Origin of the sequence: Clostridium swellfunianum (genome assembly GCF_023656515.1) — a bacterium.
In the GTDB taxonomy this organism is placed as follows: domain Bacteria; phylum Bacillota; class Clostridia; order Clostridiales; family Clostridiaceae; genus Clostridium_AT; species Clostridium_AT swellfunianum.
The window spans coordinates 4,355,741-4,378,292 of the sequence record NZ_JAMOFV010000006.1 but is presented as its reverse complement, the minus strand read 5'-3'; the positions used below and the strand labels follow the sequence as shown (position 1 = coordinate 4,378,292).

The following is a 22,552-nucleotide window of genomic DNA, read 5'->3' as shown; positions in this document are numbered from 1 at the left end:
CTGAAATATGAAGAAGTAATCCTTTTTATTATTGTTAAAGTATAAACTAGCATCAAAAACTTCAACATTATATGTGGAAGTTTTATAAATATTTATACAATAAGTTGTATGATATTATAAATATATCAGATAGAATTAACTTTTCTACTGCACAATGAGGTGATGGAATAGTGGAACTATACACAGACTTGCAGATAGTTTTAGATGAAAAACTTATCATTTTAAATTTATATGCCTCTACAAAAGAAGAAGCTATAGAGCGCCTAGCTGATGTATTATATGAAAATGATAAATTAGTGTCAAAAGAAATTTATATAAATGATGTTTTAGAAAGAGAAAAGTATTGCTCCACAGCTATAGGAAGCGGTGTTGCTATACCACATGGTAAATCAAAAGGGGTAAAACATACAAGTATTGCAATTGGCAGGCTAATAGATGAAATAGATTGGCAAGCCTATGATAAGAAGCCGGTTAAAATGGTTTTTCTGATATCTGTAAAAAAGGAAGATGAAGAAGAAGCACATCTAAGAACTATTTCAAGCATAGCAGTTTCCTTATCAGATGATGCTACAGTTAAGAAGCTTTTGCAGGCAACAACAGCTAAGGAAATAATAGCTTTATTATGTGAGTAGTAACTAAACTTATTTGTGTAAACGATATATTTGTGCTTATTTAAATTAACATAAAACGTAAAATTTAAAAGGGGGAATTATTATTATGAAAAACAAAAAGCTTTTAGCTTTGGTAACAGCTACATTAGTTACCTCCATCTCAGTACTGGCTGGTTGCAGCAAGCCTCAACAATCAGCTGCACCTAAAACAGAAAATAAGGAAGTAAGAATCCTTACTGCTGTAACAGGTGGTAAGGATGATGCAGAAATGAAGCTGTTTGAAGAAAAAATGGAAAAAGCAACAGGACTTCAAATCACAATTGACAAGCCAGCTTCAGATTATGACAATGTTATGATGCAGAAGCTTCAGGCAGGAGAAAAATATGACTTAATCTATTTTGGGCAAGATAAGCTGCCATACCTTGTTCAGCAAGGAGCAGTTAAGGACATAACTCAAAATGTTAAAAACTCAAAGGTTCTATCTGATACTAGCAATATACCACAATCTGAATGGGATGCTATAAAAATAGATGGAAAGATATATGCAGGCTTTAACAAAAAAGAGGTTCATAGAGTGGTAAACGTAAATTCGGTTATAGCTCAAAAGGCAGGAATTGATGTATCAAAGATAGAGCCAACACTTGATGGATATTATCAGGTACTTAAAAAGCTTAAAGAATACAATGACAATGGAGAAAAGGCAAAAGACTTCTATGCATTTAATACGTCAATTGTAAAGGTTTATGATCTTCAGCCTTGGTTTTCCTCAGTTGGATTAAAGGGAGGAATAGTTGTAAAAGATGGAAAGAAAACAGTTCCATGGGCAACTGATGAATCCGCTCCAGTATGGGATTGGATGAGAAAATTGTATGCAGAAGGGTTAATGGATAAAGATGCTTTAATTGATACAACAAAAGAGTTAAGAAACAAGTACCAGTCAGGAAAATCAGGGGTTATTGTTGACTGGGCAGCTTGGACAGGATTGTATAATGTTAATGCTGGAGCAAAATACCCTAATGAATATAAATCAGTTCCTTTGCCAGGTGTTAAATCTCCAAATGGAAAATACATGTTAACTAGAGGTGCGGCTTCTCTATGGGGAGTTCCAGCAAATGCTCCAAACACTGATGGTGCTGTAAAGCTTCTTGAATTCTTTGCAACCCAAGAAGGTGGAGAACTTTTATCTGTTGGTATTGAAGGAAATGACTACAACAAAGAAAATGGTAAATATGTTTTAACTGAAACAGGAAAGAAGCATGCTTCAGACCATGGTGCACCAGTTCCAATCAGCTCTACTTTTAAACACCCAATAGGATGGAATCCTGGATTTGAAGATGCTATGAAATATTTAGAGTATGCATCAATAGAAGCAGCTCTCCCAGAAACTCCAAAATTCCAAGAAGTTTTTGCTAAGCATGCAGCTAAGATAGTAAAAGGCGATGTGAGCACAAAAGACGGTTTAGCAGCAATGAGAGCAGAACTTAAACAAGCAGGTGTAATAGATTAATAGTAAACCACAAGAGGAGTATTTCTCCTCTTGTGGTTTATAAAATAAAAAGATTGTATTAATACCAAGTACGTAATGACTAATACTCATTATGTGCGCATAAGGAGTAACCGGGGCGTAATCATTGATAATGATTATGTGCGGATAAGTATTACCAGGGGGGATAATATGTTGAATACAAAAAAGAAAGCTGCCTACAATAGTACGTTTAACAGAAATACCTTTAGACAAATAAAAAAATACAAAACCATATATATTATGATGCTGCCTGTCTTATTATACTTTATAGTTTTCTCTTACTATCCCTTGCTATTAGGTATAATTCAAAGTCTTCAAAAAAATAAGCTTATAGGAGCACCAGAGTTTATAGGAGCGGCAAATTATCAAGAAGTTATAAAGGACTATCAATTTAAACAAGCTTTTCAAAATTCGTTAATCATTGGTATTGGAACGCAAGTGCTGGCATTTATTTTATCTATACTACTTGCAATAGGAATAAACGAAATTAAAAACAAATTATCTAAATCAACTATTCAAACAGTAACCTATCTTCCAAACTTATTCTCATGGACTGTTGTAGGTGGTATGTGGATTTTTGTACTGTCTTCAAATGGTTTGATCAACAGTATACTATCATCGGCAGGGAAGGATTCAGTACAATTTTTAGCCGATACTAAGTTTTCACAAGCTATTATGATTTTAACTGGGACTTGGAAGGCTCTCGGATACTATGCGGTTCTATTCTTAGCCAGCATCGTGTCTATAGATCCAAGTATATATGAAGCAGCTCAGATAGATGGCGCTTCAAGAGTAAAACAGATAATAAAGATAGTAATTCCTCAGCTAATTCCAACAATGAAGGTTATTATTGTGCTTGGAACAATGGGACTATTGAGAAACTTTGACCAAGTGTTCGTAATGGGTAATCCGACCATAATGGATAAGGTTAGGACATTGCTACTATATATATACACAGAGGGTATAACACAGTTTAAGGTAGGTAAGGCAACAGCAGCTGCAACGGTCGTATTAATTGCTACTTTAGTAATATCCTTTGCAGTTAGAAAACTTGTTAAGTATGATGAGAATTATGTGTAGTGGGGGTGTCGTTTAATGTTAAAAAAGAAAAGATTTCATAATGAAATGAATCCAATTGCTAAGGGATTAAATTATGCATTTCTTTTAATCCTGTTTATATCGATGATAATCCCTATGCTGAATGTTTTATCTGTTTCTTTATCAACTAAATTAGGATCAATGCAGCCGGGAATCAGGTTAATACCAGACAATTTTACTTTTGAAGGCTATAAGGATATATGGAGCAGAGTACAGCTTTGGAAACCGTTTCTTAATTCTCTGTATGTAACTGCAGTAGGAACCTTTATCCAAGTAGTTCTTTCTTCTATGGCGGGATACGTGCTTATTCAGCAAGACCTGCCTTTTAAAAAATTTATGACAAGCATAATAATGATTACTATGATGATACCAGGTGATTTGACGCTTATATCAATTTATGCTTTGAACAAGCAGTTAGGTTTAATTAACTCTTACTCAGGATTAATAATAAATGGACTGGTTTCAGGATTTAGTATACTTCTTATGAGAAGTTATTTCTTATCAGTACCTAGTTCTTTAGCGGAATCTGCAAGAATTGATAATGCATCTGAATTCACGATATTTTGGAAAATATATTTACCGCTATCAGTTCCAGGTTTAGCAACAATATCATTTTTAGAATTTGTTAACAAGTGGAACAGCTTGATGATTCCAGTAACAATAATAACTAAACAGGAAAAGTATACTCTTCCTATGGTATTAAAGTCTCTAGTTTTTGATACTTCAAGCAGATCAGGAACAGAATTCATAGCTCCAAACTCAATTATGGCTGCTATAGTAATCTCTGTAATACCTTTAATCTTATTATATGTAATTGCTCAAAAATTCCTTGTAACTGGAATGACAATTGGAGCTTCAAAGGAGTGATGTAAATGCAAAATATTAAGGAGCTAAACTTTGAAAGACTTATAACTAAGGATAAGGAAAAGGCATATTTTGAGATACCATTCTCAATTCCTAAAGATGTTTCCAGGCTTGAAGTTTCTTATGCTTATAAGAGAAGAGATATAACTGAAAATGAAGCAGGGGACGTATTTAATAAAGAAATAAATGTAATTGATATTGCAGTGAGAGACGAAAACAAATCTTTCAGAGGGTGGTCAGGCTCTGAAAGATTATACTTTTATATAACTGAAAATGAGGCTACTCCTGGTTATGTAAGAGGAGTAATAAACGAAGGAGAATGGGCTTTAATATTAGGAGCCTATAAAATTCAAGAGGAAGGTTGTTCTGTAAGCATTAATATTAAATTTACGTTCAAAGAAAGAGTTTTGTTAAAAGGCGATCTTCATATGCACTCAGAGCATTCAGATGGAAAGTATAATGTTGAGAATGTAATTAATATGGCAAAGCTTCATGGTATGGACTTTATTTTCTTAACAGATCATAATACCTTTTCTCAAAATGAATATATAAGGTCAAGCGATTCACTTGTTGTAATGCCAGGAATGGAATGGACTCACTACAAAGGTCACTGCAACTTCTTGGGAGTACAAAGTCCTATAAAGAACTTTGTAGCTAATGACAAGGAAAAAACAGTGGAAATAATGCAGGAGGCTAGACAAAGCGGAGCTTTTATTACCTTGAACCATCCATTTTGCAGATACTGCGGGTGGAAATGGGGCTTTGATGTGCCTTTTGATGCAATAGAAATATGGAATGGACCGATGAAGGATTCAGAGCTTGATGCAGTAGAATGGTGGCATTCCAGGTTAGTGGAAGGCGAAAGAATTCCTATAGTTGGAGGAAGTGACAGCCATAAAAATGAAATGTTTAGAATGATAGGGGCTCCTACTACCTTTATATACAGCGAGTCTAGGGGACAGTCAGATATAATTAAAGCTCTAAAAGCAGGCCATGGATTTGTAAGCTTCACAGCAAGCGGCCCAATAATTGATTTTAATATTAAAGATGCAATTATGGGAGATTTAATAGAAGAAGCGCAAGGGTTAAAGGGAATGGCAAAGGTTTCAAACTTATCTATAGGTGATGAAATAAGACTGATTTCAGACAAGGGAATGGAGGCAGTCTATAAAATATCTACTGAAAGTACAAAAACCTTCAGTTTTGAAGCTTCTGAACGTAAGTTTTATCGTCTGGAAGTATGGAGACAGGTCATTCCGGGAAATAAGCTGCTTGCTGCTATATCAAATCCTATTTACATCGGAAAGGAATAACCATGGAAAGCATTAGAAAGGTTCATGTAGTATACAAAACGCATTTAGATGTAGGCTTTACAGACCTAGCTAAAAATGTAATTGATAAATATATAAGCAGTTTTATTCCAAAGGCAATTGAATTAGCTGAGAAGGTAAACAAAGATGGTGGAAATAAAAAATTTGTATGGACAGTAGGTTCGTGGCTTATCGATGAGTACTTTAGAAGAGCAAGCGTTCAAGAAAAGAATAAACTTACTGAAGCTATTGAAAAGGGGAATATAGTTTGGCATGGGCTGCCATTCACGACTCATAGCGAATTAATGGATAGAGACCTATTTGAATTTGGAATATCAATTTCAAAAGCCCTAGATACTAAGTTTGCAAAAGACACTATTGCTGCAAAAATGACTGATGTTCCAGGGCATACAAGGGGCATAATAGAACCCCTTTGCATAAACGGGATAAAGTACCTTCATCTGGGAGTAAATGATGTATCACATAAGCCTAAGGTTCCAGATACTTTTATTTGGAGAGACTCAAAGGGAAATGAAATAATAGTGGACTACTGCCAAGGCTACGGTAAAACAACCATTGTGCCAGACTTAGAAGAGGTACTGGTTTTTGCCCACTCGGGAGACAACCTAGGACCTCCATCAGAAGAGGATATTGAGCTGCAGCTTAAAAAAATACAAAGCAAGTTTCCTGGTGCTGAAGTAAAAGCTTCGACCTTAGATGATTATGCTAAGGAACTGATAAAGGTTAAGGATAAGCTTCCAGTTATTACTGATGAAATAGGAGATACATGGATTCATGGAATAGCTACTGATCCATTTAAGGTTTCTAGTTTTTTGGAATTGCTTAGATTAAAAGACAGGTGGTTAAGGGATAAAAAATTGGTTAAAGATAGTAAAGTATATAGAGAATTTTTAAGGGACCTGTTGATGGTTCCAGAGCACACCTGGGGCTTGGATTTAAAAAAATATTTGGCAGATTATAAAAACTGGAGTAAGCAGGATTTTATAAAGGCTAGGGCATTAGATAAATTAAGCGATGCTTATATACCTGAAGAGTATTCAAAATATGGAGAATTTGCAAAGAAGGAGTTTGCAGCCCAAGTTAAGCATATGAAATGGGAGGACAGGAGTTACTCTTACTTTGATGCCTCTCATGAGGAGCAGAGAAAGTATATTGAAGAGGCTATTGAAGTCTTGCCTGACAACTTAAAGGCTGAAGCAAGAGAAGCAATTAACGAATTAAAGAGCGGGTCAAGATATAGTAAAGGCAACGAAGAGCTTTCATTTAACAAAAAATATTATTTTGATAATTATGAAGTGGAAATATTAACAGATGGAAGCTTAAAGATAAATATTGCAAATAAACAAAAGGGAATTGTTTTAGGAAAGGTTAATTATGAGCTTTTTGGAAAAGCTACCTTTGATAAGTGGAGAGAGGAATACATGGTTAATCTTGAAGAGAATAGGCTTTGGGGTATTCCAGACTTTTTTAAACTTGGTGCTGAGGGTAGGGCACTACCAAAGGAAAATATTCAATTTAAAGGCAGTGTAAATAAAGCTTATAAAAATAATAATGAATTAATTATTGAAGGAAGTTTTGGTAATAATGAATGCATTGAATATGGATGCCCTCAAAAAATGGTAATTCAATATAAATTCAATGCAGATGAAATAGATATGTGTGTATATCTTTATAATAAAGACGCAGTAAGGCTTCCTGAGGCCATATGGGTTTCTCATTTTACAGAAAACAATGGAATAGAGGATGTAGAGCTTATTAAACTTTGCGAGAGTATAAATCCTTTTAAGGTAATCGAAGCTGGCAATAGGAATTATCATTCAATAAAGGCAGTTGATTTTACAATGGGTGATTCACATGTAAGCATTGTTCCTCTAGATTCCACACTTTTATCTTTAGGCGAAAAACGCTTGTATAATTTTGAGCAAGAATATGCAGATCTAAAAGGTGGACTTCATTTTAACCTATATAATAATTTATGGGGAACTAATTTTAAAATGTGGTATGAAGAAGATATAATTAGTAGGTTTAAAATATCAATAAAATAGGAAAGGGAGACCTTTCCTTTTTTAGGGTAGAAAAATAATTTGAATTAAGTTATCATATAATTATATGATAATAAAAATATTTACAATTTTCATATAAAAGTAGTTTTTAATATGAGATTTTGCAGTTGAATTAAAATTACAGGGGGATAAATATGGAGGGCTTGTTAAACGATAGATGTATACTGATAATGAAAAGCCTAATAACAAAAGGTGTCCTTACATTAAAAGAATTAAAACATATATGCAATGTTTCGGAAAGAACTATCTCCAAAGATTTAGATATAATAGAAGGTTTAGTGAAGGAGCATAAACTGCTGCTTTATAGAAAGCCAAAACTAGGAATATGGATAGAAGGAAGCGAAAAAGATAAAGAAAGACTATATGTTTCAATAAGTGTTAACAACCCTAAAATACCTAATTCACCAAAAGAACGGCAGGAATATATTTTGCTGAAGCTGATACAAGCTTTAGGTTATATTACTATGCAAGAGTTGTGTGATGAAATATATATAAGCCGAGGCACCTTGGAAAATGATTTAAACTACGTAGAAAATATTATTGTCAAAAATGGCTTAAAATTAAAAAGAACCACGAACAGAGGTATAAAAATAATTGGCGATGAAAAGAAGCTAAGAACGCTAATAGCAGGGTTATTTTCAAGGTTATCTTATGTTATGCCTGTAAAGGAATTAGTAACATATATTGGTTCAACTAGGATAGACACCGGTGAGTACAGCTTTGAAAAGGATTTATTTAATCTGTTTAGCGATTTAAATCTTGGAGAAATTGAAAAGATAATCTGTGAAGCTGCTGATAAGTTTCAGTGGAATTTTACTGATAATGCTTTTGCATCGCTTTTGATACATATAGCAGTAGCAATAAAAAGAATTAAAAGTAATAGCCAGGTTAATTTTACAGAAAATATTTTGTCTAGTTTAGAAATAACAAGGGAATATAAGATTGCTGAGTTCATTGCAAAAAATATTGAAAAAGCATTTCTAATAAATGTTTCTAAAACAGAATGTGCATACATATCAATCCACATTTTGGGATCAAAGGTTCAGTTTAATATTATAAATGACGAAGGAAAGGTATTAAATAGAGCTGATGTCAGCGATAGTGTAGAAGAATTATGCAAAGAAATGGTAGCAAAAGCTGCTGAAGCCTTGGATATGGATTTAATAAATGACAAGATTTTGCTTAAAGGGCTATCTATGCATATTAGAGCTGCGCTTAATAGATTAGTTCATGATATGCCTGTAAAAAACCCACTTCTTGATAGTATAAAGAACTCTTACGTAGCTTCTTTTGAAGCAGCTGTATCAGCCTCTACGATTATAAAAGAAAGGTACAAGCTGGCAATAGATGAAAATGAAATTGCATATATTGCTCTTCATATAGAAGCAGCCATTGAAAGAATGAAAAATAACCTTGTAGACAAAAAAAGAATCATTTTTGTTTGCAGTACTGGAATTGGAACCTCTCAGCTTGTATCTTCAAAGCTAAGAAGAGTTTTCAATAATATAGAAATAGTGGATATTCTATCTTCAATGGATTTAAAAAATAAGAAATTAGATAATATAGATTTTATAATAACTACCATACCACTTGTAATAGATTCTGTTCCTGTGATAAGGGTAAATCCACTGCTGCTGCAAGAGGATTTGGATAATATAGAGAAGTTTATGTCAAGAAGTACATCTCCTGAAATTGCTAAAAAAAATAATTTAAAGAATGTACTTCAACTAATAGATAGAGATTTGCTATTCATTAATAAGAACTTCTCAACTAGAGAAGAAGCCGTTTATGAAATAAGCAAGTTGATGTACCAAAAAGGATATGTGGCAGAGGATTACTATGATTCTATAATAAGTAGAGAAAAAATAGCCTCCACCGCAAGCGGAAGAGTCGCATTGCCTCATGGAGATATGAATAAAGTGTACAAGTCCGTTGTAAGTATTTGTGCGTTAAGCAATAAGCTTAACTGGGATGAAAACAACAAGATTGACATCATAATTATGATGTCAATAAGAAAAAAAGACTTAAATAAAATACAAGCTATATTCGAGTGTATCTATGATATCATGTCTGATAACAGGCTTATAAATAAAATATTGAACTGCAAACACAAAGAAGAAGTATTAGAATTTATACTAGAGTAAAAAAACTATAGACACAAAAGGAATACTAGGAGCATAAAGATTGATAATCTTTATGGGCACAAAAGGAATACTAGGAGGCATTACTTATGAAAATTATTGCTGTAACAGCATGTCCTACTGGCGTAGCGCATACAAATATAGCAGCAAGAGCTATAGAAAAAGCTGCTAAAGTGCTTGGATATGATATTAAGGTGGAGAGGCAAGGTGCCTTAGGGATACAAAATAGGCTGACAAAGGAAGATATACAGCTTTCTGACGTAGTAATATTTGCTGTAAGTCAAAAAGTTTTGGACGAGCAAAGGTTTAGCGGTAAAGTAGTTCATATAGTACCAGTAAATGCACCCATTGTTGATGGAGTAGGTGTTTTACAGGATGCACTAAAGCTTATTAATGAGAAATATATATAAACATTCAAATTATTACATTATGCTTCGCAAAATGTAATAGAAATTCTGATTTATGTATAAAAGAAGAAATTAGGAACATTGTAAAGCCACAATTTATAAGAATTGAGTTGGTGAGATATTTGAAAAATATAAAACAAAGCTTAATGTCTCTTCAAAGCCATGCGATGACTGGGATATCTTATATGGGTCCTTTGTTTACTACAGCCTCACTGGTTAAAATATTTTCTAATATGCTTATAAGTAGAAATTTTACAGATGCAGGTGTATATTTAGGTGAATTTGCTTCTATTTTGTTTGCTCTTATACTGCCAATTTTTTCAATGTTTATAGCCTACTCGATAGCAGATAAACCTGGATTGATACCAGGACTAGCTCTTGGCTGGATTGCTTCAAACCCAATTGGAAACTCCTATGATTCAGGTTTTTTTGGGACGTTGATACTAGCCTTTTTAGCTGGGTTTTCAGTTAGATATCTGGCTAAAAGAATAGTGTTTAAGGAACTATATAATTCTGTGGTTCCTACATTTATAATACCCTTAGTAACTGTTATATTGCTGCTTCCAATACATATATTCTTTATAGCACCTCTTTTTGGTGAATTCAATAAAATGCTTATTGGGATGGTGCATAAATGGGGAATGGCTGGGCAAATAGTGTATGCCATTCTTACAGCTGCTGCTATTGCATCAGACTTAGGCGGGCCTATTAATAAGATAGCGATACTGTTTGGAACTCCTCTTTCAGCTAAATTTATTATGCCTATGACAGCAATTAATCTTGCTATAGTTATTCCCCCAGTAGGAATAGGGCTTTCGACAATCATTGATAGGTTGTTTAGAAAAAGAGGAATATATGACGAAGACATGAGAGAAATGGGAAGAGAAGCTTTTAAGCTTGGACTTATAGGAATATCAGAAGGAGGTCTTCCCTTTCTTTATGAAAAGCCTAAAGGAACGTTATTAGTAAATGTTGCAGGTGCTGTAACAGGTTCAGTTACAGCTGTTTATCTAGGCGCTGTATACTGGTATCCTATATCTGCAATATGGGGCTGGATACTTGTAGAAAAATTTTCAGCCTATATCATAGGACTAACTATTGGAGTTGTAATTACCGCTGTAGGTAATATAATTATAAGATGGAAGGATTAAAAACTGGCTGCCTGAATTCAGACAGCCAGTTTTTATGCGTTTGTAACTTCACTTAGTACGAATTTATCAATAACATGTGCAACTCCATCCTCATCATTTGATAGAGTAATATAATCCGCTATTTCTTTAACTTCAGGAAAAGCATTGTCCATAGCAACCCCAAGTCCTGCATACTGAAGCATGTGAATATCATTTCCAGCATCACCAACGCATATTACCTCTTCAGGCTTAATATCCAGTTCCTTTGCTAAAAGTTCAACTCCAGCACCTTTATTAACATTCTTATCAAGAAACTCTAAGAAGTAAGGAGCGCTTCTTAATACTGAGTATTTCTCATAAACTTCAGAAGGCAGCTTAGCTATAACTTCAGAAAGATGCTCTGGTTCATCAATAAACATTATCTTAACTATAGTTGTGTCTTTATCTAAGTTATTAAAGTCAACAAATTCTAGAGGAATGTCATTTATATCTGCTTCCACCTGACTATATTTGCTCCATTTTGGAGTTATACATTTACTTTCTGTTAGGGCATGTATATTAACTCTAAGCTCTTGGCTCAATTTATATAAATAATCAATATCTTTTAAGGACATTAGAGTTTGAGCTATAACTTCTTTAGTCTTAGTGTTTTGAACAAGAGCACCGTTATAAGCCACAGCATAATCTTCATCATTAATTAGATTAAGTTCTTTAAGATATTTTCTAATACCATCTATAGGTCTTCCGGTTGCTAAAACAACTTTTACTCCCTTAGCTCTGGCATTTTGTATTGCTTTATAAGTTTTTTTAGATATAGTTTTATCTTCTCTTAAAAGTGTTCCGTCCATATCAAGTGCGATTAATTTATACATTTAGACCCTCCCAGTATTCATTTGATTATTAACCACTATTATTATATCATTTAACTATAAAAAATGAATGGAACATATTGTATTGTAAATGTTGTCATGCTTATCTTCTAAAAAATAATTGAAATAAAGGTGGAAAACTGATATAATCTACTAGGTTTTAAAATAAATATTCGGAGTGGATGGAGATATGGCTACAAGAATAGCTATACTTGGTGGACCAAGGTGTGGAAAGACTACCTTAATACAGCAATTGTATGTTGAAATGAAAATAATGGGGTTAAGTGTTGGCTGTGCTTCAGAATACAGCACTGACTACCTTAGAGATAAAGGCATGATTGAATCCATTGCTGAGCAATACGGAATATATTTAGGACAGCAAAAAATAGAAGAAGATTTAAGCTCCTTTGATTATGCTATTACTGACTATGCAACCTTTGTACCATATATATATGGAAGATATATGCTTGGAACTAAGAAGAGGACAAAGAAGGAAATAGAAATATTGAAGGATTTATACTACCTTGCATTAAGAGATTTGCCAAAGTATGAACATATTTTCTTTGTACCAAGAGAATTTGGCTATTCAAAAGATGGAGTTAGATGGCAGGATGAAAATGCTGCTTTAGAAGTTGATGCCGCTATAAAAAGCTTCCTGGAGGCTGAGAATGTGACTTATATAGAAGTTACTGGCTCAACAAAGGAAAGGTCACAAAAAATACTAGAGATTATGGGATTGAATAAGGACGTAGAACAAGGAGCATAATAGGTCTGCTATATTTAGCAGGCCTTTCAATATAGATAAGTAATACTATAGAAAAGGAGAGAGAGCTAGTGTCAGAATTAATTAATGAGATAGAAAGAAGAAGAACCTTCGCTATAATATCACACCCAGACGCAGGTAAAACTACACTAACAGAAAAGCTTTTACTATACGGGGGTGCTATAAGACTTGCAGGTTCTGTTAAAGCTAGAAAGGCGTCAAAGCATGCAGTTTCAGACTGGATGGAAATAGAAAAGCAGAGAGGTATTTCTGTAACTTCATCTGTAATGCAGTTTAACTATGAGGGATACTGCATAAATATTTTGGATACTCCTGGTCACCAGGACTTTAGTGAGGATACTTACAGAACACTAATGGCTGCAGACAGTGCGGTAATGGTTATTGACGGAGCCAAGGGTGTTGAGGAGCAGACAAAAAAATTGTTCCATGTATGTTCTCTTAGAGGAATTCCTATCTTCACCTTTATAAATAAGATGGATAGAGAAACACGAGATCCTTTCGAGCTTATGGAGGATATAGAAAATGAACTTGGAATAAAATCTTATCCAATTAACTGGCCAATAGGAACAGGCGCTGACTTCAAGGGAGTTTATGATAGAAAGAAAAATGTAATTCAGGCCTTTGATGGTGGAAATCACGGTCAAACACAGGTTGAGTCAGTAGAAGGAAGTATTGAAGACAAAGTCTTTAATGATTTACTTGGAGAAAACCTTCATAAAAAACTTATAGAAGATATAGAACTTTTGGATATAGCAGGCGATGAATTTGATGCAGAGAAAGTAAGGAAAGGAGAATTAACTCCAGTATTTTTCGGAAGTGCTCTTACAAACTTTGGTGTCGAGCCATTCTTACAATACTTTTTAGATTTAACTCCTTCACCGCTGCCAAGGCAATCAGATCAAGGTGAGATTAGTGTTGTTAATCCTGAGTTTTCTGCTTTTGTGTTCAAGATTCAAGCTAACATGAATCCAGCGCATAGGGATAGAATTGCCTTTATGAGAATTTGCTCAGGACAATTTAGAAAAGGTATGGAAGTTCATCACGTTCAGGCAGGGAACAAAGTTAAGCTTACTCAGCCTCAGCAATTCCTAGCTCAGGATAGAGAAATTATCGAAGAAGCTTTTGCAGGTGATATAATTGGTGTATTTGACCCAGGTATATTCAGTATTGGGGACACTTTATGCGAAAGTCCTAAAAAATATAAATTTGAGGGTATTCCAACCTTTGCACCTGAATATTTTGCTAGAGTAAGAACTGTTGATACCATGAAGAGAAAACAGTTTATAAAAGGTATATCCCAAATTGCTCAAGAAGGTGCTATACAAGTTTATAAAGAGCTCTATGTTGGAATGGAAGAAATAATTGTTGGTGTTGTTGGTGTACTTCAATTTGAGGTGCTTGAATATCGCCTAAAGCATGAATATGGTGTTGACATTAAGATGGATAGACTTTCGTTTAAGTATATCAGGTGGATTGAGAATACTGAAATAGATGTAGAGAAGCTTAATTTAACAAGTGATACTAAGAGAGTAAAAGATTTTAGAGACAGAAACCTGTTATTGTTCCAAAGCGATTGGGCAATAAGCTGGGCCCTTGAACACAACAAAGGTTTAGTACTTTCAGATATTGCTAAAAATAACGAGTAGCAACATATTTATATAAATATATAAATATATAAATATAAGAAGATAAGAAGATAAGAAGATAAGAAGATAAGAAGATATAAAAGCGATGAAAGCACAAGGCTTTCATCGCTTTTATCGTTTAAAGTTGAAGATTTTGGAATCCGGGCTGCTATTGTACAATATTAAATCCTTAATTATCTGAGCTCCTGCAGCGGATAGAGTGTCTCCGCTGCCTCCAAGACCTAAATTAAAGTAGCAGTTTGGAAAGTCCGAGTGCTCTCCTATGTATGGAAGACCATCCTTTGTTTCAGCATAAGAGCATTTCCAAAAGTAATCTGCTTTAAGACCTTTATTCTCGGGAAGTAAAGTTCTTATTTTGTTAAGCATAATATCGAGTTTTTTACTTATATCGTCAACTGTGCTTTCTTCTGGTGTATGCATCTGAATTAAAATCCTATTGTTATTAATAGGTCGTATGTTATAGATATTTTCATCGACCTCATGTATTAAACATTTCTTATACCACCAGTTTAAGTCTTTAAGCTCATTTGTTACTAGGGTGTAAGAGGGAATAAATCTTACTATATTATCAGTTATTAACTTAAGAGCCTGTGAACCGGCTGTAAAAACAACTTTTTTGCAGGTAATGCTGTATTCTTGAGTGTTTACTCGTATTTTATTTTGTGCAAAATCAAGGCTTGTAAGGGATGTATTTTCATATACTCTAGCATTTTTAGAAGCTGAGGCTTTTATCAATGCGTGGCAAAATTTTAAAGGGTCTATTACAGCAAAGCTTTTGGAATAAATTCCGTCACTATCTAAACAAGCGAAATTGCTTTGAACAAGCTCTTTATCCATATAATCCACAGCAAACCCTTCTGAAGCTCTAAGATTGAACTCTTTTTTCAAATCTGTATCCTTAAGTCTATTAATATAAAGATTATCTATTCGCTTAAAATCACAAGATTTAGATATATTCCATAAAATACTTTCTACATCATCTATAGATTTCTGACACAGCTTATAAGCCCTTACAGCGTGCTCTTTTGTAATAAGCTTTGAGAGTTCTGAAAGTTCTTTGCTTAATTCGCATTTGAGTATGCCGGAGCTTAATAAAGTGCTGCCTTGAGCTATACTTTCTTTTTCAATAACAACTGTATCGATATTATATTGAGATAGATAATAGTTGGTAAGACAGCCGGAAATACCTCCACCTACAATAACTACATCACAGCTTATATTCGAAGATAATTTAGGATAAGCCTTATAATTTCTGCTTATATGATTCCAAAAGGTTTTATCTTTTGCAGCCTTCATTTTTAAGCCCCCATTTATTGTTCTGATGCACATAAGCATTATCGGTGCTTATGACTTTCAAATTTAAATATCCAAGCTCAGTTTTATGAACTTGGATATTTAAATGCTACATGGTTTTTCTTCGCCCAAAAAGCGCATCAACTATAAATACAACTGCAGCCACTATAAGCAGAAGATTGATTAGACCGCCGCCGATTCTGAATATAAGACCTATTAGCCAGAATAAAACCACAAGACCGCCTATCCAACGTAAAATAGTCATAACAAAACCCTCCTATATTTCTTTTAGCTAGGTTTAGTGTATATTTTTGTATGTGCATTTAGTATTTACAGTATTAGTTATTATTATTACTATAATTGAACCCATACACTTTAAAAAATCTTGTTTTGAACATATAATGGTATTAGAGAATTAAGCGCGCTGAATTAAAGAAATTATATAAACCAATTAAACACATTGCTAAGTAAGTAGGAGGGTTCTTAAGTTGGAAAGAAAAGAAAAGGCATTAAGGAATAATTCAGTACTAGAAATAGTCCAAGTTGGATTAATGGCTGCTATTGTATTCATAGCAACATCCATGATTCATTTTCAAACCTTTATGGGAGTAATGCATGCAGGAGACAGCATGGTGTTCTTATCAGCAATACTTTTAGGCAAGAAAAAAGCTGCAATTGCATCAGCTATAGGAATGGCATTATTTGACTTGGCTCACGGATATATGACTTGGGCTCCATTTACCTTTATAATAAAAGGTGTAATGGCATATATAGCAGCAATTCTAGCTTATAAGTCAGGCTTGGAAGGCGAAAAAGTTGGCAATAATATTCTAGCTTTTATTACAGCAGGAATATTTATGATAGTAGCTTACTACTTAGGAGGAGCTATAATCTTATCCTTACTTCAAGCTGATAAGCAGCCCTTTACTCAAGCACTAATACTTTCAGCAAAGGATATTCCAACAAATATAGCTCAAGTGGTAATAGGAATATTAATTGCAGTTCCACTTCTTGGAGCACTGAAGAAGGCAGGAATCAAAAACCTATTATAAAAATGATGGCATCGAAGCAAGCTTCGGTGCTATTTTGTTTTTATCAAAAAATAAAAAAGAGAGGTTTTAACCTCTCTTTATAGTTAAATTAGAATCTTCTTTCTCTTTGAGAGTTCTTTTCAGCTTTTCTAGCTTTTCTGCACTCTGGGCATCTTACTGGATCATTTTCAAATCCTTTTTCTTTGTAGAAAGCTTGCTCACCTTCTGTAAATACGAATTCTTTTCCGCAGTCTTTGCAAGTAATGTTCTTATCTGCCATTTTGTAAATCCTCCTTTAATCATAGGGACTAATTTGTTCTTGGACCATGCTCCCTTTTCTGATTAAAGGGGTTAAAAGTACCTTGAAAAATAGACCCGAAAAATAATTAGAGCAATTGCTCAATAATTATTATAGCATATAGCTTATAAAATACAATATGATTTTGCCGAATTTATCAAAGATTTTTACCATTTTTTCTTATAGAATACATAATAAAAGTAATTAAGGGAATAATGATAAATCCTACAAAAGATATGTATGTATAGTAGTCTAGAAGCTTAAATAAAGTAAATAAATTATTAGCTGCGAAGAAAGCAAACAAGAATACAATGGTGCTAATTACATAGTGAATATACTTATTATTTATGTTCAGATCCTTTAAAAGTTTAGTCAGAGCAAAAAATGTGAGTACATATTTTATAAACCAGCCTCCTACAATCTGAAGCATAACAAACAGCTCTCCCATTTCAAGAAAATCGAAAAGACTTACTCTTTGAGTTTGAATAAGCTTTGGATAAGAAATTAGATTTCCTCTGTTAATTCCAAAGGTCATGATAACACCTGTAACTGAAACAATTTGCATTTGTATTAATATAAATAATCCGATTAAGCTGTCTTTAATGATATTTTTTGTATCTTTAATTTCACACAAATAGGGCAGCACTACTGAAATACTTCCATAAAGTCCAAAGGTTTTTAATATGGTAATTAAAAAATTTATAGTAATACCATCTTTAAAAATTGGAAATAAATATTGAAATTTTTTGTACTTTGCTGTAAGTATAGCTAAGTTGATTCCAGCTATCATTATAAGTACTATTCCTATTATAGTAACAGTTATAATTGCAACCTTTCCTTTCTTAACAGTATAAATTGCGGGGATTATAAAAAATATAAGAAAAAACCACTGAGGCGTGCTTAAAAGCATGTTTGTATGCATAGAGTTTGCCTCAACTGCAGAGCTTTCTATTAAAGTAAGAAACAACATGAGCATATAAACAATCATGAAGACTGTGCCTATAATTTTCCCGTAAGCACCCTTGAAGATTTCATAAAGACTGTAGGTTTTAGTCTTGCGGCATACATTTATGATATATAAAAAGTAGATAATTATTAAAATCGAAGAAACTATTACGGCAACCCAGCTATCCCTCCCGCCAACCTTAGTGAAAATAGTAGGATAAGTCTTTAATGATACTATTCCTGTGCCTAGAATTAAAAATATTATATGTCTTGAATTGAACTTATCCACAAGTCATCTCTCCTTTCGCATTTTCTATTCTTGACCATAAATGCGAATATTAACCTAGAATGCTACAAACAATAAAACTGGAGAGGTGAAATATATGAATGAAGGAATAATCCAATATATTAAAGACACCTTTGTAGATAGTTTTGATGTTAAATATAGAGAGATAATTACAGATAAAGGCATGATTACTGTTATATTTATAGACAATATGTGCGATTCAAAATATATTAGCGAATTTATAATAGCACCTCTGTCAAACTCAAGACAAGAAATTGGAAGCCTGATAGATATTAAGAAAGGCATCATTTCAGCAGGTTCCATGGGGGTGCTTAAGACGAAAGATGACCTTCTTACACATTTACTTTCAGGAGACGCTATAATAGTATTTAGTTTTATCAAGGAAGTAATCTACTGTGATTCTAAGGGGTTTAGTAAAAGGTCTATTCAAACGCCTATAACAGAAGCTCAGATTAAAGGACCAAGGGAAGGATTTAACGAGGTTTTGGCTGATAATATATCTCTTATTAGAAGAAGAATAAAAGACCCTAACCTAAAGTTCGAAAGCATGATGATGGGGGAAAAAACTCATACTACTGTGGTACTATCATATATTAAAGGTTCTGCTCCAGAAAAACTAGTGGAATATATAAGAAAACAGCTCAAAAGCATAGAGACTGGAGCTATTTTGAGCATTAATTATATCGAAGAAAAGCTTAAATGCAAGCATACTGCCTTTGACACCATTGGCTATACTGAAAAGCCAGATGTTATAGCTTCAAGGCTTTGCGAGGGAAGGGTAGCTATATTTGTGGATGGTACACCTTTTGTAGCTACAGCACCGTATTTCTTTTTTGAAAATTTTCATACAGGTGATGATTACTATTCAAATATCTATTTTGCTAATGGTGCTAGAATGTTAAGATGGGTTGCCTTCATATTAGCTACATTGCTTACGGGTTTTTACATAGCCATAGTTACTCATCACTTTTCTCTAATCCCGTATATGTTTACCTTTAGACTGGCCATTTCAAGAGCTGGAGTTCCATTTCCTACTATCATAGAAGTTCTTCTAATGAATTTTTTCTTTCAGCTTTCTAGAGAGGCAGGAATAAGGCTTCCTCAGCCCATAGGTCAGACAATGAGTATAGTAGGAGCATTAATTTTAGGAGATGCAACAGTAGGTTCAGGATTAGCCTCCCAGACAACGCTAATAGTAGTTGCCATAAGCTCGATATGCTCCTTTTTGGTACCTAAAATCTACTACGCTATAGCTACTTGGAATTTAGTTACTATTCTGTTTTCAAGTGTTTTAGGCTTGCCAGGTTTTTATATAGGCTTTTGTATCTTTGTATCTCATATTGCAGGTTTAAACAGCTGCGGATATCCATATCTGTTTCCTTTAGGAACTCTTAGAAGCTATAAGCATAGAGATATTATTACTACAGATTACCTTAGAAACTTAACTAATAATATTTTTGATGAAGGTGATAAGGAGGATAAGGGTGAAAAAGACGAAAAGAATAATTAGTTCAATAATATTGTTCTGTAATCTTATATCCTTTAGCGGCTGCTTTAGCTACAGAGATATAAATAAGCTTCTTTTCATTACCTCAGTAATTGTTGATATTGATAAAGACAATAGACCTATTTTGTATGTAGAAGCCTTCAAACCATTTAGAAGTTCCTCTTCTGGTTCTGAAAGAGGGCAAAGAGTGTTTTTGAAAGGGACCGGAAAAACAACCTACGAAGCGTTGAGAGATATACACCTTTCTACAAGCTATAAGCTGAATTATACTCAGCATAAGGCCGTTATTTTTACTTGCAGAGCTGCTAAGGTTGGAATCGATAATTGGCTGGATATATTTGATAGGCATCAAGAGTTCATAATAAGACCGTATATTGCAATTACCAATGACAATCCAGAGGATTTAATGAAGCTTAAAATAGCTGGCCAGGAGTATCTTGGGATAATTGTTAAGGAGTTAATTGATAATGAGGGAGCATCAACAAGAGCAGTTAGGTTGGCGTTAAATGAGTATTTGAATAGAAGATTAATAGGGAGTAAAACTGAAGTAATAACTTTAATAGGTATAAAGAAAAATGTACCGGAGGAGAGAGTTGAGATAGATGGCGGTGCAATACTCAAAGATGATAAGTTTATGGAAATACTGCCTCGTACAGATGGCCAAGGGTATAATTTCCTTATGAATACTTTAAAAACAGGAAGCTTGGAAATAAGCAATCCTCAGCAAGAAAATAATTTCGTTTCGCTAAATATACTGAGTAATAGAACAAGTACTGATCTTACTTATGATGGCAAAGTAATTAGGCTTAGGAAAACAATAAATATAAAAACAAATATTGAAGAGATTGAAAAAGGATTGGTCTTAAGTAGTGAAAATATATTTAAAGTAAAACAAAAATCGGAGGACAATATAAAGAGGGCTTGCGTGAGAGTATTTGAAAAATATAAAGAACAGGATTTAGATATCTTCCAGGTTAAAGAAACTCTTGAAAGAAAGTATCCAAATGCAAAAGTTGAAAATCCCTTGAAAATTACAGAACTTGAGGTTGTAGTCAATGAAAATATCGAAGGTTCTCCAGATACTCAGGATTTTTGGGATTAGATATTGATAAAGTGCGTAAAGTTTATTAATATAATGAGTAGATAAAGACAGGGAGGGTAAAGCAAATGGCAAGTACATATTCATTTGATGTAGTTTCAGAGGTTAATATGCAGGAAGTTGACAATGCAGTTAATCAAGCAAAAAAGGAAATAGAACAGAGATATGATTTTAAAGGCAGCAAGACAGAAATAGATTTAGGAGAAGAGGAGATAAAGATTGCCTCAGACGACGAATTTAAATTAAAGTCTGTTGTTGAGATCATAAAAGCTAAATTTATAAAAAGAGGGTTGTCTCCTAAAGCATTAGATTTGCAGAAGGTAGAAAAGGCAAGTCTTGGTACAGTAAGACAAACTGCTAAAATAGTAAAAGGAATTTCAAAAGAAAAAGCCAAAGAAGTTGTTGCTGAAATTAAGGAAAGCAAGCTAAAGATTCAAACTCAAATCATGGAAAACCAAGTTAGAGTGTCTGCAAAAGACAAGGATGACCTTCAGGCTGTTATTGCGCTTCTTAGAAACAAAGACTTTGGTATAGATTTGCAGTTTACTAACTATAGGTAGCAGAAATAAGATGGGGGCTAAGAATGTTAGGAACAGTTGTTAATTCACTAGCCATAATTGTTGGAAGCTTGGCTGGGTTTGTTCTTAAGGGGGGAATTCCTGAAAGAATAAATGATTCTATTATGAAGGGCTTGGCTCTTTGCATAATGGTTATTGGTATTACCGGGGCAATTAAATCAGACAATATGATTTTAGTTATATGCTCAATTGTTATTGGAACTATTATTGGTGAACTTGTAGATATAGACAAGTGGCTTAAAAGACTTGGAGACCTTATAGAAACTAAACTTCAAGGAAGAGGTGGCAAGGTATCGGAAGGCTTTGTTACTGCAAGTCTTGTATACTGTGTTGGAGCAATGGCGATAGTAGGTTCTTTAAACAGCGGGTTAAAGGGAGACCATGAAATTCTTTTCACGAAAGCAATGCTTGATGGAATTTCTTCTATAATGTTTACCTCAACACTTGGAATAGGAGTTACTCTTTCGGCTGTATCAGTATTTATTTATCAAGGGCTGATAACAGTGGGGGCTTCTTTTATTCAGGGAGTTCTTACCCAACCTGTTGTTACAGAAATTTCTGCTGTAGGCAGTCTTCTAATAATAGGTTTAGGTTTCAATATGATGGGATTAACAAAAATTAAAGTAGCGAATCTTCTGCCTGCAATACTAATACCAATAGGATATTTTACTTTATATGTGCCCATAGCAAGTTCGCTGGGAAAATACTTTTATATGTTATTCTAATAATAAATGCACTGACTGGAATTATAACCTAGTCAGTGCATTTATTATTAAATTATGTTAAATTTGAATAAGCCTGCTCAGTAAGTTTATCTATTTCGTCATATTTATTTGTAAATTCTTTTGAAAAATTAGATCTCATTCCCTTAGTTTCTTTTTCTTTATTTTGATTATCCATATTTGTAGTTCTCATTAAAAATCACCCTTTCATAAAATTTGAACTCACGTTGTTTTATTAATATAATTTTACGATAATTCTATCTATTTGTCAATAATAATTATTAATAAATATAATATATTATA

At 33.6% G+C, this 22,552-nt stretch carries 22 protein-coding genes; 16 read left to right on the top strand and 6 right to left on the bottom strand.

The window, feature by feature from the left end:
• The first annotated feature begins 170 nt into the window (after positions 1-170).
• The 9 genes from NBE98_RS20800 to NBE98_RS20760 all read left to right on the top strand — a co-directional run bounded on the left by NBE98_RS20800 (position 171) and on the right by NBE98_RS20760 (position 11,191).
• A complete protein-coding gene (locus NBE98_RS20800; RefSeq protein WP_250816918.1) occupies positions 171-632 on the top strand; it encodes a PTS sugar transporter subunit IIA in 462 nt (153 codons plus the stop codon).
• Between the two features lie 85 nt (positions 633-717).
• On the top strand, positions 718-2,118 hold the full coding sequence (locus tag NBE98_RS20795) for an ABC transporter substrate-binding protein (protein WP_250816917.1): 1,401 nt from the start codon (positions 718-720) through the stop codon (positions 2,116-2,118).
• A 168-nt stretch (positions 2,119-2,286) separates the two neighbouring features.
• Complete coding sequence (locus NBE98_RS20790) at positions 2,287-3,216, top strand: ABC transporter permease subunit (protein ID WP_250816916.1); 930 nt, start codon at positions 2,287-2,289, stop codon at positions 3,214-3,216.
• Positions 3,217-3,231: 15 nt separating this feature from the next.
• Positions 3,232-4,101 carry a carbohydrate ABC transporter permease gene (locus tag NBE98_RS20785; RefSeq protein ID WP_250816915.1) on the top strand — a complete coding sequence of 290 codons (870 nt, stop codon included), beginning with the start codon at positions 3,232-3,234 and terminating at the stop codon, positions 4,099-4,101.
• A 5-nt stretch (positions 4,102-4,106) separates the two neighbouring features.
• On the top strand, positions 4,107-5,411 hold the full coding sequence (locus NBE98_RS20780) for a CehA/McbA family metallohydrolase (protein WP_250816914.1): 1,305 nt from the start codon (positions 4,107-4,109) through the stop codon (positions 5,409-5,411).
• Between the two features lie 2 nt (positions 5,412-5,413).
• Positions 5,414-7,474, top strand: coding sequence for a DUF5054 domain-containing protein (locus NBE98_RS20775; protein ID WP_250816913.1), 2,061 nt, complete (start codon positions 5,414-5,416; stop codon positions 7,472-7,474).
• A gap of 152 nt (positions 7,475-7,626) precedes the next feature.
• Positions 7,627-9,636 carry a BglG family transcription antiterminator gene (locus tag NBE98_RS20770; RefSeq protein WP_250816912.1) on the top strand — a complete coding sequence of 670 codons (2,010 nt, stop codon included), beginning with the start codon at positions 7,627-7,629 and terminating at the stop codon, positions 9,634-9,636.
• Positions 9,637-9,722: 86 nt separating this feature from the next.
• Positions 9,723-10,043 carry a PTS fructose transporter subunit IIB gene (locus NBE98_RS20765; protein ID WP_250816911.1) on the top strand — a complete coding sequence of 107 codons (321 nt, stop codon included), beginning with the start codon at positions 9,723-9,725 and terminating at the stop codon, positions 10,041-10,043.
• Between the two features lie 119 nt (positions 10,044-10,162).
• Entirely contained in the window at positions 10,163-11,191 is a 1,029-nt protein-coding gene (locus NBE98_RS20760) for a hypothetical protein (RefSeq protein ID WP_250816910.1), read from the top strand.
• 32 nt (positions 11,192-11,223) lie between these two features.
• Here NBE98_RS20760 and yidA read toward each other — a convergent pair whose 3' ends face one another.
• Positions 11,224-12,042: a sugar-phosphatase gene (yidA, locus tag NBE98_RS20755; RefSeq protein WP_250816909.1), complete on the bottom strand. Its 819-nt coding sequence runs from the start codon at positions 12,040-12,042 to the stop codon at positions 11,224-11,226.
• Positions 12,043-12,229: 187 nt separating this feature from the next.
• Between yidA and NBE98_RS20750 the strand changes: the two genes are divergently transcribed.
• Positions 12,230-12,805: an ATP/GTP-binding protein gene (locus NBE98_RS20750; RefSeq protein WP_250816908.1), complete on the top strand. Its 576-nt coding sequence runs from the start codon at positions 12,230-12,232 to the stop codon at positions 12,803-12,805.
• Between the two features lie 68 nt (positions 12,806-12,873).
• Complete coding sequence (locus tag NBE98_RS20745) at positions 12,874-14,469, top strand: peptide chain release factor 3 (RefSeq protein ID WP_250816907.1); 1,596 nt, start codon at positions 12,874-12,876, stop codon at positions 14,467-14,469.
• Positions 14,470-14,580: 111 nt separating this feature from the next.
• Here NBE98_RS20745 and NBE98_RS20740 read toward each other — a convergent pair whose 3' ends face one another.
• A complete protein-coding gene (locus NBE98_RS20740; RefSeq protein ID WP_250816906.1) occupies positions 14,581-15,765 on the bottom strand; it encodes an NAD(P)/FAD-dependent oxidoreductase in 1,185 nt (394 codons plus the stop codon).
• Between the two features lie 106 nt (positions 15,766-15,871).
• Positions 15,872-16,027, bottom strand: a complete 156-nt coding sequence (locus tag NBE98_RS20735; protein ID WP_250816905.1) for a lmo0937 family membrane protein — start codon at positions 16,025-16,027, stop codon at positions 15,872-15,874.
• Between the two features lie 223 nt (positions 16,028-16,250).
• On the opposite strand from NBE98_RS20735, the gene NBE98_RS20730 reads away from it, so the two are divergent.
• Positions 16,251-16,814, top strand: coding sequence for an ECF transporter S component (locus NBE98_RS20730; protein ID WP_250816904.1), 564 nt, complete (start codon positions 16,251-16,253; stop codon positions 16,812-16,814).
• An 88-nt stretch (positions 16,815-16,902) separates the two neighbouring features.
• On the opposite strand, the gene NBE98_RS20725 is transcribed toward NBE98_RS20730, so the two are convergent.
• Together NBE98_RS20725 and NBE98_RS20720 are read right to left on the bottom strand one after the other, a co-directional pair.
• On the bottom strand, positions 16,903-17,073 hold the full coding sequence (locus NBE98_RS20725) for a zinc-ribbon domain-containing protein (RefSeq protein WP_250816903.1): 171 nt from the start codon (positions 17,071-17,073) through the stop codon (positions 16,903-16,905).
• Between the two features lie 175 nt (positions 17,074-17,248).
• Positions 17,249-18,325, bottom strand: a complete 1,077-nt coding sequence (locus NBE98_RS20720) for a GerAB/ArcD/ProY family transporter (protein WP_250816902.1) — start codon at positions 18,323-18,325, stop codon at positions 17,249-17,251.
• A 94-nt stretch (positions 18,326-18,419) separates the two neighbouring features.
• On the opposite strand from NBE98_RS20720, the gene NBE98_RS20715 reads away from it, so the two are divergent.
• From NBE98_RS20715 to NBE98_RS20700, 4 genes are all read left to right on the top strand, one after another.
• Entirely contained in the window at positions 18,420-19,853 is a 1,434-nt protein-coding gene (locus NBE98_RS20715; protein WP_250816901.1) for a spore germination protein, read from the top strand.
• Entirely contained in the window at positions 19,828-20,952 is a 1,125-nt protein-coding gene (locus NBE98_RS20710; protein ID WP_250816900.1) for a Ger(x)C family spore germination protein, read from the top strand. The genes NBE98_RS20715 and NBE98_RS20710 overlap by 26 nt, the downstream gene beginning before the upstream one ends.
• 65 nt (positions 20,953-21,017) lie before the next feature.
• On the top strand, positions 21,018-21,509 hold the full coding sequence (locus tag NBE98_RS20705) for a YajQ family cyclic di-GMP-binding protein (RefSeq protein WP_250816899.1): 492 nt from the start codon (positions 21,018-21,020) through the stop codon (positions 21,507-21,509).
• A 23-nt stretch (positions 21,510-21,532) separates the two neighbouring features.
• The gene (locus NBE98_RS20700; protein WP_250816898.1) at positions 21,533-22,252 is read left to right on the top strand and encodes a DUF554 domain-containing protein; all 720 of its coding nucleotides are present in this window, start codon (positions 21,533-21,535) and stop codon (positions 22,250-22,252) included.
• Between the two features lie 52 nt (positions 22,253-22,304).
• Here NBE98_RS20700 and NBE98_RS20695 read toward each other — a convergent pair whose 3' ends face one another.
• On the bottom strand, positions 22,305-22,442 hold the full coding sequence (locus NBE98_RS20695) for a hypothetical protein (RefSeq protein ID WP_250816897.1): 138 nt from the start codon (positions 22,440-22,442) through the stop codon (positions 22,305-22,307).
• Positions 22,443-22,552: the final 110 nt, after the last annotated feature.